The 13661-nt window shown below is 63.3% G+C and carries 13 protein-coding genes; 9 read left to right on the top strand and 4 right to left on the bottom strand.

The window, feature by feature from the left end; all coding sequences use genetic code 11:
• Window positions 1–33 precede the first annotated feature (33 nt).
• Entirely contained in the window at window positions 34–804 is a 771-nt protein-coding gene (truA, locus tag Q1B16_RS01300; RefSeq protein ID WP_299784163.1) for a tRNA pseudouridine(38-40) synthase TruA, read from the bottom strand.
• Window positions 805–915: 111 nt separating this feature from the next.
• Between truA and Q1B16_RS01295 the strand changes: the two genes are divergently transcribed.
• From Q1B16_RS01295 to Q1B16_RS01280, 4 genes are read left to right on the top strand one after another with little or no spacing between them, the layout of a single operon-like run.
• Entirely contained in the window at window positions 916–2331 is a 1416-nt protein-coding gene (locus tag Q1B16_RS01295; protein ID WP_299784160.1) for a YcjX family protein, read from the top strand.
• Window positions 2328–2771: a GNAT family N-acetyltransferase gene (locus Q1B16_RS01290; protein WP_299784158.1), complete on the top strand. Its 444-nt coding sequence runs from the start codon at window positions 2328–2330 to the stop codon at window positions 2769–2771. The genes Q1B16_RS01295 and Q1B16_RS01290 overlap by 4 nt, the downstream gene beginning before the upstream one ends.
• The gene (locus Q1B16_RS01285) at window positions 2768–3775 is read left to right on the top strand and encodes a TIGR01620 family protein (protein ID WP_299784156.1); all 1008 of its coding nucleotides are present in this window, start codon (window positions 2768–2770) and stop codon (window positions 3773–3775) included. The genes Q1B16_RS01290 and Q1B16_RS01285 overlap by 4 nt, the downstream gene beginning before the upstream one ends.
• A 58-nt stretch (window positions 3776–3833) precedes the next feature.
• Window positions 3834–4556, top strand: a complete 723-nt coding sequence (locus Q1B16_RS01280; RefSeq protein WP_299784155.1) for a VIT1/CCC1 transporter family protein — start codon at window positions 3834–3836, stop codon at window positions 4554–4556.
• Between the two features lie 50 nt (window positions 4557–4606).
• Here Q1B16_RS01280 and Q1B16_RS01275 read toward each other — a convergent pair whose 3' ends face one another.
• Window positions 4607–4894, bottom strand: coding sequence for a hypothetical protein (locus Q1B16_RS01275; RefSeq protein ID WP_299784153.1), 288 nt, complete (start codon window positions 4892–4894; stop codon window positions 4607–4609).
• A 429-nt stretch (window positions 4895–5323) separates the two neighbouring features.
• On the opposite strand from Q1B16_RS01275, the gene ileS reads away from it, so the two are divergent.
• Genes ileS through Q1B16_RS01260 form a run of 3 tightly spaced genes read left to right on the top strand, consistent with a single transcriptional unit; the run spans window position 5324 to window position 8998 of the window.
• Window positions 5324–8323: an isoleucine--tRNA ligase gene (ileS, locus tag Q1B16_RS01270; RefSeq protein WP_299784151.1), complete on the top strand. Its 3000-nt coding sequence runs from the start codon at window positions 5324–5326 to the stop codon at window positions 8321–8323.
• On the top strand, window positions 8307–8543 hold the full coding sequence (locus Q1B16_RS01265) for a DUF3253 domain-containing protein (protein ID WP_299784149.1): 237 nt from the start codon (window positions 8307–8309) through the stop codon (window positions 8541–8543). Before ileS ends, Q1B16_RS01265 begins: the two co-directional genes overlap by 17 nt.
• On the top strand, window positions 8540–8998 hold the full coding sequence (locus Q1B16_RS01260; RefSeq protein WP_299784147.1) for a methylated-DNA--[protein]-cysteine S-methyltransferase: 459 nt from the start codon (window positions 8540–8542) through the stop codon (window positions 8996–8998). Before Q1B16_RS01265 ends, Q1B16_RS01260 begins: the two co-directional genes overlap by 4 nt.
• A gap of 290 nt (window positions 8999–9288) precedes the next feature.
• Here the strand turns inward: Q1B16_RS01260 and Q1B16_RS01255 are convergent, their stop codons facing one another.
• Both Q1B16_RS01255 and Q1B16_RS01250 read right to left on the bottom strand, forming a co-directional pair.
• Window positions 9289–9918 (bottom strand): LysE family translocator, encoded by a 630-nt coding sequence (locus Q1B16_RS01255; RefSeq protein WP_299784145.1) that lies wholly within the window; start codon window positions 9916–9918, stop codon window positions 9289–9291.
• 131 nt (window positions 9919–10049) lie between these two features.
• Entirely contained in the window at window positions 10050–10883 is an 834-nt protein-coding gene (locus Q1B16_RS01250) for a prephenate dehydratase (protein WP_299784143.1), read from the bottom strand.
• A gap of 125 nt (window positions 10884–11008) precedes the next feature.
• Here Q1B16_RS01250 and Q1B16_RS01245 point away from each other — a divergent pair, with 125 nt between their 5' ends.
• Together Q1B16_RS01245 and Q1B16_RS01240 are read left to right on the top strand one after the other, a co-directional pair.
• On the top strand, window positions 11009–11524 hold the full coding sequence (locus Q1B16_RS01245) for a c-type cytochrome (RefSeq protein WP_299784141.1): 516 nt from the start codon (window positions 11009–11011) through the stop codon (window positions 11522–11524).
• A 186-nt stretch (window positions 11525–11710) separates the two neighbouring features.
• Window positions 11711–13660 (top strand): extracellular solute-binding protein, encoded by a 1950-nt coding sequence (locus tag Q1B16_RS01240; RefSeq protein ID WP_299784138.1) that lies wholly within the window; start codon window positions 11711–11713, stop codon window positions 13658–13660.
• Window position 13661 lies beyond the last annotated feature (1 nt).

The following is a 13661-nucleotide window of genomic DNA, read 5'->3' as shown; positions in this document are numbered from 1 at the left end:
CTCGGCGATGCGCCCCGCGCAGCGCAAGACCCGTCAGCCGCGAAACGGATCCTCCGGATATCCGACACCCATCAAATACAGCCCCTGCGGAGGTGAGACCGGGCCACAGGCCGCACGGTCCCGCGCCTCGAGCGCCTCGCGCACGTCCTCAGGTGCCCACGCCCCTGCACCGACGCGTTCCAGCGTTCCCACGAAACTGCGCACCTGGTTGTGCAGGAACGACCGTGCGCGCAGGCGGAACTGGAATTCGGTACCCCAATCAGTCTCCACCTCTCGGATATCCAGCGCATTCAGCGTTTTCACCGGAGAGGCCGCCTGGCACAGGGTCGACCGGAAGGTGGTGAAGTCGTGTTTGCCGATCAGGGACGTCGCCGCGTCCTGCATCGGCTCCAGTGCCAGAGGATTTTTCACCTGCCAGACCTGCCCCGCCTCCAGCGTCAGCGGCGCGCGACGGCTGACCAGCCGGAACAGGTAGCGCCGCTCGACCGCCGAAAACCGCGCGTGCCAGTCCCCGCTCACCTCTGCCGCGTCGACAACCGCCACCGGCAAGGGCTTCAAGTGATAATTCAATGCCTCTGACAATCGGAACGGCGACCAGTCCTTGACCAGATCACAGTGGCAGACCTGACCGCGCGCATGGACCCCCGCATCGGTCCGCCCGGCGGCGGCAATCGTATGCGCCCCCGGCTCCAGCTTCGACAGCGCCGCCTCGATCGCGCCCTGGACCGACTGCTGGTCCGCTTGCCGCTGCCATCCGGCAAAGGGCGCACCATCATATTCGACTTTCAGGGCATATCTGGGCATGCGCCCCGCTTAGCCTGACGATTTGCGCCGAACAATCCCCCTTGCGCGGCACTGGTAACATGGAACCTCCGGCTTTATCTGTGGGGCCACTGCAATGAAAAGAGGCCGCCCTTGGTCATTTCTACCATCGCCGACACCCTGACCCGCGGCATCGAGAACGTCACCGACACCGTGTCGGGGACGTTTTTCGAACCCGTGATCCGCCTTGGTGTGACCGGCTTGGCGCGGTCGGGCAAGACCGTGTTCATCACGTCGCTGGTGGCGAACCTGATGGATCGCGGCCGGATGCCGGGGCTTCTGGCCCAAAGCGAAGGGCGTATCCTGTCAGCCTACCTGCAACCACAGCCCGACGACACGCTGCCGCGCTTCGACTACGAATCGCATCTGGGCGACCTGACCGCACGCGACCCGCGCTGGCCCGACAGCACGCGCACCATCAGTGAACTGCGCCTATCGCTCAAGGTGCGGCCCTCCGGCCTTTTGTCCGGGCTTCAGGGCCCGCGAACCATACATCTCGACATTGTGGACTATCCCGGTGAATGGCTGCTCGATCTTGGCTTACTCGAGAAAACCTACGCCCAATGGTCTGAAGAAACCCTTAAGCGCATCGAAACCCGTGAGGCCGCGCAGGGCTATATCGCGCTCGCGCGATCCGAGGACGCGACGGCGCCGCTGGACGAACCGCGTGCTCAGAAGCTGGCCGCCAGCTTCACCGCCTATCTGACCGCCGCCCGGCAGGCCGGGTTTTCCGACTGCACGCCCGGACGTTTCCTGTTGCCCGGCGATTTGGCGGGCAGCCCGGTTCTGACCTTCGCACCCTTGCCGCCGCAGGCCAGCCCGCCGCGCAAGTCCCTCATCCGCGAGATGGAGCGCCGGTTCGAGGCCTACAAATCCCAGGTCGTCAAACCTTTCTTCCGCGATCATTTCGCCAAGATCGACCGACAGGTCGTGCTGGTCGATGCCTTGGGTGCGATCCATGCAGGCCCGCAAGCGGTCGAGGATATGCGCCAGGCGATGTCCGATATTCTGAGCGCGTTTCGCCCCGGCCAGAACGCCTTTTTGACCCAGCTCCTTCTGGGCAAGCGGGTCGAGAAAATACTGTTCGCTGCGACCAAGGCCGACCATTTGCACCATACGCAACACGGCCGGCTGACCGCGATCATGGAGGCGTTGACCCGCGAGGCCCGTGACCGCGCGCAATTCGCAGGCGCCAAGACCGCCGCCATGTCCATCGCCTCCCTGCGCGCCACGGTCGAGGAAATGCGCCCGCACAACGGGACAGAACTGGCCTGCGTGCGCGGAACGCTTCTCGACAGTGGCAAACAGGCCGCTTTCTACCCCGGAGAACTGCCGCAGGATCCCACTCACCTGCTAGGGCCCGCCCGCGACGGGGCCGAGGCCTGGCTGGATCAGGATTACCAGATCATGCGCTTCGCCCCTGCGAAACTCAGCCTGAAACCGGGCGAGGGCCCGCCGCATATCCGCCTTGATCGCGCGGCCCAGTTCCTGATCGGGGACCGGCTGTGACCGTTCTGCGCCCTGCCAATCCGCTCGATGCCGGCCGTGTCGGCGCGATCCTGTCCGCGTGGATCGACGAAACCCCGTGGATGCCGCGCGTGCACACCCGGGCCGAGGATATCGCCTTTGCCGACATGATGGTGGATCGCGGCTGGGTCACGGTGTCCGAAACCGCCGAAGACGTTCTGGGCTTCATCGCCCGCGACGGTGACGACATCCATGCGCTTTATATCGACCCGGAGGCGCGCGGTCAGGGCATCGGCTCGGTACTCTTGGCCAGCGCGATGGAGCACGAAGATCACCTGACCCTCTGGACCTTCCAGGCCAACACGCGTGCGCAGGCGTTTTACGAACGCCACGGTTTCGCGCCGGTCGAGCACACGGATGGGTCGGGCAATGACGAAGGCCTCCCCGACATCCGCTACCACTGGCAAAGGACGCCCTCATGACCAAAGCCAAAGGCCCGGTCCTGTTCGATCTGGACGACGACGCCCCCGCGCCCACACCTGCCGAAGCGCCGCCGGTGCCCGACACGCTTGAGCCCGGCCCGCAGGGTCAGGCGATGGCGACCGCGGCCGCCCTTGCCGCGCGCCCGGTGTCGCGTCTGGCGCGGTGGTTCTGGTCGCTGCTTTTTGCCCTGATCACCACGGTGGCCTCGGTCGCGGCGTGGAACTTCGTGACGAACCTCGTCAATCAGAACCTTTACCTGGGGTATGCGGTGGCCGCGCTGTTCGCGCTATTTCTGTTGGTTGTGCTGATGATCATCGTCAAGGAACTGTCGGCCTTCGCCCGTCTTGGCCGGATCGACAAGATCCAGCACGCCGCCGACGCCGCATTGGTAAGCGAAGACCAGACTGCCGCCCGCGCCGTGGTCAAGGATCTCTCCGCGCTCTACAGCGGGCGCGACGACACCAAGTGGGGCCGCGACCGGCTGAAGGATCGCGAGGCCGATATGTTCGACGCCTCCGCCCTGATCGCGCTGGCCGATCACGAATTGCTCGGCCCTCTCGATGCCGCTGCCCGTCGCGAGGTCGAGGCCGCCGCGCGGCAGGTCGCGACCGTGACCGCGCTGGTGCCTCTGGCCCTGGCGGACGTGGTGGCGGCACTTGGCTCAAACATCCGCATGATCCGCCGCATCGCCGAGATTTACGGCGGGCGCTCCGGAACGTTGGGAAGCTGGCGTCTGACACGCGCGGTGCTGTCGCATCTCGTGGCCACGGGCGCGGTCGCGGTTGGGGATGACATGCTGGAACCGATCCTTGGCGGGTCAATCCTTGGCAAACTGTCGCGCCGGTTCGGCGAGGGTCTGGTCAACGGCGCACTGACCGCGCGTGTCGGCGTTGCCGCGATCGAGGTGTGCCGTCCCCTGCCCTTCGCCAAGGGCAAGCGCCCGTCGGTCCGTTCGATCGTGAAGACATCGCTCAGCGGTCTGATCCCCCAGAGGGCGCGGTGAAGCCGCATTTGATCCAGCGCATGGCGAACGTGTCACCGAGGCCGGCAAGGTAGGCGATATGGAAGCATCTCCCGGCGATCACGGCCACAGCCAGGCCGAAATCGAGGCCCGCATCGACGCCCCCGCCGGGCGCGGCTACCTGCGCGATATCGTCTACGGCGCCATCGACGGTTCGGTCACCACCTTCGCCATCGTCGCGGGCGTTGCGGGTGCGGGTCTGTCGCCTTGGGTCATCATCGCGCTTGGCATCGCCAACGTGCTGGCCGACGGGTTTTCCATGGCGGCCGGCAATTACTCCGGCACGAAGGCCGAACTCGACGATGCCCGCCGTCTGCGCCAGATCGAAGAAGGCCACATTCGCAAGTACCCCGAGGGCGAACGTCGCGAGCTGCGCGAGATCCTGCGGCGCAAAGGTCTTTCGGGCGACGCGCTCGACGGCGCGGTCGAGCAGATCTCGCAAAACCACGAACAATGGGTGCAACTGATGCTCGAAGGAGAATACGGTCTGGCCTCGGTCGATCCCCACCCCTTCCGCGCGGCCTGGGCCACGTTCCTGGCCTTTCTAGCGGCGGGGATGATCCCGCTGCTGCCGTTTCTGTTCGGCATGGAGGACGCGTTCCGCCTGTCCACCATCGCGACACTCGTGACCTTTTTCGCCATCGGGGCGTATAAATCGAAATGGTCCTTGGCCCCGTGGTGGAGATCCGGGCTCGAGACTCTCCTCATAGGCGGAACAGCGGCGGCCATCGCTTATTTCGTCGGCACCCTGTTCAACGTCTGAACCGCCCGACCGTTCGGGCCGGGCGGTGTCGTCAGTCAGCGCCTATCGGATCACTGGCCCGTGGCCGGAGCGGGCGTGGTCTCGGCCCCACCGGCGGTGCCATCGCTCGGGATGGTTTGGGTGGTGCCATTGTCCGTCACCGGGGCACCGCTTTCGGGTGCACCGCCAACGGACATCAGCGCCACGAACGCGATGAACCCCACGATGGCGACGGCGGCGATCAGAAGCCCCTTCCCCGATCCCTGCGATGACGGCAGATCCATCGGACGCAGCCGGTCCCCCGGATTGGCGCCTTTGGCAGATTGCTGTCGGTAGCGATAGTCAGACTCGTAAGACATGACGTGTCCTTTCCCGTTTGCTCAGGCACGGCGCGCCGCAGACATCGGGCACGCCGGCCAACCAAACGCAGTATGACAACGGTCACGGGCCGGACCACGGGCAAATCCCGCAACCGCCGATTCCGGCCATTTCCAGCCGAATTCGCCCGAACTGTTCGGCACGTTCCGGCGGCTTTCGCCGATGTACAGGCGACCGGCGAAAAACCTCCCATCGCGGCGGCCCGTTTTGGGCGGGAATTGGCCGTTCGCGCCCCTCTGGACGTATGGGGCGCGCAACCCTATAAGCCCGCCCATGATGTTTGCAGTTGCGATCATTATTCGAATTACATGCCCGGCGCTCTGACACCACGAGCCGCCGGGACAAGGCGTATGGACACCCGCGCCGATCCTCTCACATTCCCCTGATCCGAACACCCGAGGACGCCCCAAATGTGCGCCGAAACACCCGACTACAAAGATACGCTGAACCTGCCGAAAACCGATTTTCCGATGCGCGCGGGCCTGCCCAAACGCGAACCCGAATGGCTTGAGAAATGGGAAAAGATCGGTGTCTACGATCGCCTGCGCGAAAAGGCCTTGCACGCGGCCGCGGAACGTAAGCCCTTCACGCTGCATGACGGCCCTCCTTATGCCAACGGTCACCTGCATATCGGCCACGCGCTCAACAAGATCCTCAAGGACATGGTGGTGCGCAGCCAGCAGATGATGGGGCGCGACGCGCGCTACATCCCAGGTTGGGACTGCCACGGCCTGCCGATCGAATGGAAGATCGAGGAGAAGTACCGCGCCAAGGGTCTCGACAAGGACAAGGTCGACGTCGTCGAGTTCCGCAAGGAATGCCGTGACTTCGCCGCCGGCTGGATCGACGTTCAGCGCGATGAATTCAAACGCCTTGGCATCACCGGGACGTGGGACAATCCCTACCTGACGATGAATTACCGCGCCGAGCGGATCATCGCGGAGGAGTTCCAGAAGTTCCTGATGAACGGCACTTTGTACCAGGGCTCCAAGCCCGTGATGTGGTCGCCGGTTGAGAAAACCGCGCTGGCCGAGGCCGAGATCGAATATCACGACCACAAGTCGCACACGATCTGGGTGCCATTCCGTGTCACCTCCTTTGATCTTCCCGATGCCGAATGGGCCGAGGAGGAAGAAACCGACGCGGTCCGCGAAGCCGCGGCCGAGGCCAAGCTGAACGCCGCGTCGCGCTTTGAGGGCGCAAAGGTGGTGATCTGGACAACGACGCCCTGGACGATCCCGTCCAACAAGGCCGTGGCCTATAACCCGGAGATCGCCTACGGGCTTTACGAAGTGACCGGACGCCCCGAGGAATGCTGGGCGCGCATCGGCGACCGCTACATCATGGCCGACGCGCTGGCCGAGGACGTGCTGAGCAAGGCGCGGCTCGATGACAGCATGTGGCGCCGCATCGGCGATGTCACACAGCACCAGCTTGCCGCGATGACCCTCGCCCATCCGTTCCGTGGCCTCGAAGGTGCCGACGGTTTCTGGGACTACGACGTGCCGATGATCGACGGCGATCACGTGACCGACGACGCAGGCACCGGGTTTGTGCACACCGCGCCAAGCCACGGTCAGGAAGACTTCGACGCCTTCGTCGCGCGCGGCTGGATGGACCGGATGACGCATAATGTGGGCGAGGAATCCGAGTTCCTGCCGCATGTTCCGTTCTTCGCGGGCCTCAAGGTGCTCGATCACAAGGGCAAGGAAGGCAAGGCCAACACCGCCGTGATCGACAAGCTGGTCGAGGCCGGTGGCCTGCTGGCCCGTGGTCGCATGACCCACAGCTATCCCCATAGCTGGCGTTCCAAGGCGCCGGTGATCTACCGCAACACGCCGCAATGGTTCGCCGCCATCGACAAGCCGGTGCGCGACGGTCAGGACACCTACGGCAAAACGATCCGCGAACGGGCGCTGACTTCCATCGACCAACTGGTCAAATGGACGCCGCAGACCGGGCGCAACAGGCTTTATTCGATGATCGAAGCGCGCCCCGATTGGGTGCTGTCCCGCCAGCGTGCGTGGGGTGTACCGCTCACGTGTTTCGTCAAGAAAGGCGCGCTGCCGACGGATGACGACTTCCTGTTGCGCGACGAAACGGTGAACCAACGCGTGCTGGAGGCGTTCGAGGCCGAAGGTGCCGATGCATGGTACAAGCCCGGTGCGAAAGAGCGGTTCCTGGGCAACGACTACAACCCGGACGACTGGGAACAGGTGTTCGACATTCTGGATGTGTGGTTCGATAGCGGGTCTACCCACGCTTTCGTCCTGCGCGACCGCGAGGACGGGTCCGAGGACGGCTTGGCCGACCTTTACCTCGAAGGCACCGACCAGCATCGCGGGTGGTTCCACAGCTCGATGCTGCAAGCCTGCGGCACGATGGGCCGCGCGCCCTATCGCGGGGTGCTGACGCACGGGTTCACGCTCGACGAGAAGGGCAACAAGATGTCCAAGTCCTTGGGCAACACCGTCGCCCCCGAGGATGTGACCAAGCAATACGGCGCCGACATCCTGCGGCTCTGGGTGGCTCAGGCCGACTATACCGCCGACCTGCGCATCGGGCCGGAGATCCTCAAAGGTGTCGCGGACGGGTACCGCCGACTGCGCAACACGATGCGCTATATGCTGGGCGCTCTGAGCCACTTCGAAGAGTCGGACCGCATTGAGCCTGCCGACATGCCGGAACTGGAACGCTACATCCTGCACCGTCTGGCGGAGTTGGACGAGGTCGTGCGCACAGGCTATGACGCCTACGATTTCCAGGGCGTGTTCCAGCAATTGTTCAACTTCTGCACCGTGGAGTTGTCGGCCTTCTACTTCGACATCCGCAAGGACGCCCTGTATTGCGACGGCGATACACCTCGTCGCAAGGCGGCACGCACAGTCATGGACATCCTGTTCCATCGCCTGACGACGTGGCTTGCCCCGGTGCTGGTGTTCACGATGGAGGACGTCTGGCTCGACCGTTTCCCCGGAGAGGAGTCGTCGGTGCATTTGCAGGACATCCCGGAAACGCCTGCCGCGTGGCGCGACGAGGCGCTTGCTGCGAAATGGGCCAAGGTGCGCCGCGCCCGCCGGGCTGTGACGGCTGCGCTTGAGGTGCAGCGGACGGACAAGGTGATCGGTGCGTCGCTGGAGGCCGCTCCGGTGGTGCATATCGACGATGCCGAGATGCTCGACGCGCTGAAGTCGGTCAATTTCGACGACATCTGCATCACCTCGGCGATCACCCTGACCGGCGACCCGGCCCCGACCGAGGCGTTCCGCCTGCCAGAAGTGGCCGGTGTCGGCGTGGTGTTCGAAAAGGCCGACGGCGAAAAGTGTCAGCGCTGCTGGAAGATCCTGCCCGATGTCGGTCAGCACCAGCATCCGGGCACGTGCAAACGCTGTAATGACGCGCTCGGATAAAGAGATCGCGAATGTCCTCCTTGACCTCGCGCATCAGCGTGGGGTCGGCAAAACCTTTTGCCCGTCCGAGGCCGCGCGGCGCTTGGCCGATGACTGGCGCCCCCTGATGCCCGAGGTCCGCCGCGTGGCGGCCTCGCTCGATCTGCGGGCGACGCAGAAGGGAGAGACCGTCGATCCGGTCACGGCGAAGGGGCCGATCCGTCTGGGGTTGCCCGGGTGAGCCGCTTCGAACAGGAGGTGCCGTCACCGTTCGGCCCCCTGACGCTTATCGCGGATGCCGTGGGGATCACGGCGTTGGAGTGGCGGACGGGACGGCGGGACGACACGCCGGTCCTACGGCAGGCGGCGGCGCAGGTGGCCGAGTATTTCGCAGGGGAACGGACGGAGTTTACCGTGCCGGTGCGGCTGACCTGTTCCGACTTCCAACGCAATGTCTGCGCCGCGATGTCGGCGATCCCGTTCGGCGAGACGCGGACCTATGGCGATCTGGCCGAGCAGCTTGGCGTGCCTGCACAGGCCATCGGGCAGACGTGCGGGGGCAATCCGGTGCCGATCCTGATCCCCTGCCACCGGGTGCTGGGCGCGAGCGGGCTGGGGGGCTATTCCGGCGACGGTGGCATCGAGACCAAGGTTTGGCTCTTGCGGCACGAGGGGGCTGCGGGGTTGCTGATTTGAGGGGGGAGCATGGTGCGTGCAAGCACACACCCTACGGTCTAGGGTTCCGCCCGTTCTCGCCCCAAACGGTCCCCCGGACCGTTTGTTCGCCCCAGGCGACACTGGTTCGAAATGTTTCGCGCGCGAAACATTAGGTCCGAAGCGGACCTAACTTTGCAAACCCGGTTAATGGCGCGTTAGAGTTTGCAAACTGTTAAGATCGAGTTACCGCGGCTTGCCGAATGTCGGCTTAGAGACCAGATCTACCGGATGCTGCACAACCCACAAATGTCAGCAATGCGTTCCAGTTACTAACGCTGAGGCTGAAAGTCTTTGCTTGCCAGCAACGCCGCTGCGCCGATCATAAGCATGCCGCAAATCTTGTTCACCAAGCCAAAGGAAAAACGCCTTAGTGCCGTTGCCGCGCGGACTCCAAGCCATCCCCAGACCAGCAAAATTGCTCCGTCTACGATCAGGTAAGTAACACCTAAAATCAGAAGCTGGGGTAACACAGGCAATGTCGGATCGATGAACTGGGGAAAGAGTGCCCCGAAAAAAACGACAGCAAAGGGGTTTGCCATCGACGTCACAAAGCCCTGACGAAACAACCGAAACGATTGGCCAGATTCAGCGGCGGCGACGTCATCTGTTTGATCTTTTGAGAGAAGAAGCTGAACGCCAATCCACACCAAATAGGCCACCCCGAGCCATTTGATCCAAATGAACGCGCTCGCTGACGTCGCGATGATTGCAGCGAGACCGAAAGCTGCACCGGTCATTTGCAAGCTGTTGGCAGTCAGGTCTCCGGCAATAGTGTAGGCGCTCCGCTTTAGCCCATGTCTGACGCTGTTCGAAATGATGAGAAGCTGACTGGTGTCCGGCGGTGTTGCGAAGAAAACCGCAACCGCTGCCAGATAGATCAAATACGTTTCTATCGCCATCATCGCATTCCTTCAGTTGCGCCACAGCAAGCTAAGGCCTTGCGAGCAAAATGGTCAAACTCTCATTGCGGCCATTTGCAAACAGTCCCTGGGCGTCAGCTTCGTCCGCAAGCCAGACACCCAGTTGATGTCTAATCCCGCCTCGGATCCCGTGGGTAGGTGCCCAAAATGTTCAGCATGTCGGTGAAGTAATCCAGTTCCTCGAGCGCCCGTGCCACGGCGGGGTCGTCGGGGTGGCCTTCGATGTCGGCGTAGAATTGGGTGGCGGTGAAGGAGCCGTCGACCATGTAGGATTCCAGCTTGGTCATGTTCACGCCGTTGGTCGCAAAGCCCCCCATCGCCTTGTAAAGCGCTGCGGGGATGTTGCGGACCTGGAAGACGAAGGTGGTCATCATGCCATGATCGCCCCGGCGGGTCTGGTCGCCTTCGCGGGCCATGAGCAGGAAGCGGGTGGTGTTGCTGTCGGTGTCCTCGATATGGCGGGCCAGCACGTCGAGGCCATAGATTTCGCCTGCCAGTTCGCTGGCCAGCGCGGCGGCGTGTGGATCGCCGCGTTCGGCAATCTCGCGGGCGGCGCGGGCGTTGTCGGCGTTCACCTTGCCCTGGATGCCGTGCTGCGCGAGGAAGGTGGCGCATTGCGGCAGGAGCACGAGGTGGGAATGGGCCTCGGTCACATCTTCGAGGCGCGCACCGGGCACACCGAGCAGGTTGATGTGTACGCGCACGAACGCTTCGTCCACGATCTTGAGCCCGCTTTTCGGCAGCAAACGGTGAATGTCGGCAACGCGGCCGTAGATCGTGTTTTCCACCGGGAGCATGGCGAGATCGGCCTTGCCGGTCTGCACGGCGGCGATCACGTCCTCGAACGTGCGGCAGGGCAGCGCGTCCATGTCAGGGCGGGCGTCGCGGCAGGCCTCGTGGGAATAGGCGCCGAGTTCCCCCTGAAAAGCGATGGCATTGGTCATGCGGATTCCGGTCCTTGTGGCCCACCGGGCGTTTGGTCGCGGCTTCTACACCTTGCCTTGGCCAAGGGGAAGCAATAGATACCCGCGCGACACGCAAGAAACACTAGCGGACGGATACGCACACAATGTTGGATACAATGACCTTTACAAAGATCGTCGGCAGCTTTTGTGGCGCGCTGCTGGTCTTTCTTCTGGGCAAATGGGCCGCAGAGACGCTTTATCACGTGGGCGGGGCCCACGGTGAAGAGGTTGCGGTTTACGTAATCGACACCGGTGAAGGCGAAGAGACTGCGGAAGTCGAAGAAGAAGTCGACTTCGAGACGCTGCTGGCCTCGGCCGATGTGGGTGCCGGTGAGCGCCAGTTCGGCAAGTGCCGCGCCTGCCACAAGCTCGAAGCGGGCGAAAACGCGGCGGGTCCGTACCTCTACAACATCGTGGGCCGTGACGTCGGTGCCGCGGACGGCTTCAACTACTCCGGCGCGCTGTCGGAAGTGGCCGATGTCTGGACCCCGGAAAACCTCAACGGGTTCATCGAAAACCCTCGTGGCTGGGCCCCCGGCACGACGATGGGCTTCGCCGGCCTGAGCAACGCCGAAGATCGGGCCAACCTGATCGCCTATCTGGACACGATCGGCGACTGATCCGAACAACCTTGACGCATTCCGAAACCGCTGCCCGCCCGGGTGGCGGTTTTTCTTTTTCACAATCGCGTTTTTCCCTCGGCATTTGCGCCCCGCTCACGCATTCTCGCCTTGAATGTGGGCAGATTGGTTCTTTAGCTTACATGATAGTGCAAAGACGCGCCGAATGAGCTACGGAGAGTTACTATGCCCAACAAACGCGGCTGGCCCTACACCACGGACATCAATCGCCGGCAGACCCTGAAGCTTCTCGGGGGCAGCGCCGTCGCGGCGACGGCAGGCGGCACAGGCAGCTTGGCCTTTGCCGAGAGCCACAGCGGTGAGGACACCATCATCCGGTCGCACGGCTACTCCTATTTCGGCGATCTGATCTATCCGCCCGATTTCGAGCATTTCAACTACGTGAACCCCAATGCCCCCAAGGGCGGTCAGATCACGCTGAGCGCGCGCGGCACGTTCGATGGGTTCAACCGCTGGGCCTGGCGCGGAAATCCGCAGACGAACTCCGACGTCGTCGGTGAATCGCTGCTGGCCGGTGACACGTTCGGCACGCCGGTGCCTGCGGATTCGCTCACCGACCAGTATTGTCTGCTCGCAAGGGAGGTCGAGTATCCGACGACCAAGGAATGGTGTGTGTTTCACCTGCGGGACGACGTGGTGTTCCGCAATGGCGCGCCGATGCGGGCGCAGGATGCTGCGTTCACTTTCAACCTCTTCATCGAACAGGGCATCCGGTCGTTCTCGCGGTCGGTCAGCGAACGGGTCACTGGCGTGGAGGTGATCGACGACCTGACCCTGCGCTATACCTTTGCCGACGACATCTCGCGCCGGTCGCTGATCAGCCAGGTGGGCGGGATGATCGTGCTCTCCGAGGAGTGGTACAAGGAAACCGGCGAACGGCTGGACGAGCCGTCGGTGCTGTCGCCGATGGGAACGGGTCCCTACCAGGTCGCGGATTACGAATTCAACCGCTACGTGGTCTACGAACGGAACCCGAATTACTGGGGCTGGGATCACCCGGTGAATGTCGGGCGGCACAATTTCGACCGCATCCGCATCGAGTATTTCGCCGATGCCACCGCCGAGTTCGAGGCGTTCAAGGCCGGGGAATACACCTTCCGGTCCGAAGGTTCGAGCAAGCGCTGGGCGACGGGCTATGATTTCCCGGCGCTCGAGGACGGGCATGTGGTCAAGGAGGCGCTGCCCGACCAGACGGCACCGCTCAATTCCGGCGTGATCTTCAACACGCTGCGTGCGCCGGTCGACAACCGCAATGTGCGCCACGCGCTGTCACTGGCCTTCAATTTCGAATGGACGCGGGAATCGCTGGAATTCGATCTGACGACGCAGCGGAACTCCTTTGCCGAGGGGCAGGAATGGGAAGCCAAGGGCGCGCCGGAGGGCGAAGAGCTGGCATTTTTGCAGTCCCTGGGTGACGTGGTGCCGGAAGAGATGCTGACCGAACCGGTCGTCATGGCGCATACCTCGGACAAGGACTCTCCTGTCGATCGCCGCAACAAGCGGACCGCGCTGCGCATTCTGGCCGATGAAGGTTGGACTGTGGACGATCAGGGCCGTCTCGTGAACGAGAACGGCGAGCAGATGACGATTGATTTTCTTGTCCTGTCGACCTGGGACGACACGCGGCAGGCCACGATCGAGACCTACGTGAACACGTTGCGCGACTGGGGCATCCGGGTGAACGCGAACGCTGTGGACTCTGCGCAAGGGCAACAGCGGTTCCTCGACAAGGATTACGACATGATCCAGACGTCGATTCAGACTTTCGCCACCATCGGCACTGGGTTGAAGCAACTGTTCGGATCCGAGACCGCCGAAGTGTCGTCGTGGAACCCCTCTGCGCTGCGCAGCCCGATGGTCGACGCAATCATCGAAGCGGCCTTGGATGCGGAATCGCGCGAGGAAGAACTGGTTGCGATGACGGCCCTTGACCGCGCGCTGCGCTATGAACGGGTCATTGCCCATGCGGGTTATGTGCCCGAATACTGGATCGCCTATTACGATATGTTCGAACATCCTGAAAACCTGCCGCCGCTCGGCCTGGGCATCCTGGATTTCTGGTGGTTCAACGAAGAGAAGTACGAGGCCCTGAGGGCCGCTGGCGCGCTGAGGTAAT

It is taken from the genome of uncultured Marivita sp. (assembly GCF_947488135.1).
Lineage (GTDB): Bacteria > Pseudomonadota > Alphaproteobacteria > Rhodobacterales > Rhodobacteraceae > Marivita.
The sequence above is the reverse complement of the archived record's forward strand: the minus strand, read 5'-3'. Positions and strand labels throughout refer to the sequence as shown.

Excerpts from the sequence above, each read along its gene's own strand:
- truA (WP_299784163.1), bottom strand. The coding sequence starts at position 804 with ATGCCCAGATATGCCCTGAAAGTCGAATATGATGGTGCGCCCTTTGCC.
- Q1B16_RS01285 (WP_299784156.1), top strand. The coding sequence starts at position 2,768 with ATGACCAAAGCCAAAGGCCCGGTCCTGTTCGATCTGGACGACGACGCC.
- Q1B16_RS01280 (WP_299784155.1), top strand. The coding sequence starts at position 3,834 with ATGGAAGCATCTCCCGGCGATCACGGCCACAGCCAGGCCGAAATCGAG.
- Q1B16_RS01275 (WP_299784153.1), bottom strand. The coding sequence starts at position 4,894 with ATGTCTTACGAGTCTGACTATCGCTACCGACAGCAATCTGCCAAAGGC.
- ileS (WP_299784151.1), top strand. The coding sequence starts at position 5,324 with ATGTGCGCCGAAACACCCGACTACAAAGATACGCTGAACCTGCCGAAA.
- Q1B16_RS01265 (WP_299784149.1), top strand. The coding sequence starts at position 8,307 with ATGACGCGCTCGGATAAAGAGATCGCGAATGTCCTCCTTGACCTCGCG.
- Q1B16_RS01255 (WP_299784145.1), bottom strand. The coding sequence starts at position 9,918 with ATGGCGATAGAAACGTATTTGATCTATCTGGCAGCGGTTGCGGTTTTC.
- Q1B16_RS01250 (WP_299784143.1), bottom strand. The coding sequence starts at position 10,883 with ATGACCAATGCCATCGCTTTTCAGGGGGAACTCGGCGCCTATTCCCAC.
- Q1B16_RS01245 (WP_299784141.1), top strand. The coding sequence starts at position 11,009 with ATGTTGGATACAATGACCTTTACAAAGATCGTCGGCAGCTTTTGTGGC.
- Q1B16_RS01240 (WP_299784138.1), top strand. The coding sequence starts at position 11,711 with ATGCCCAACAAACGCGGCTGGCCCTACACCACGGACATCAATCGCCGG.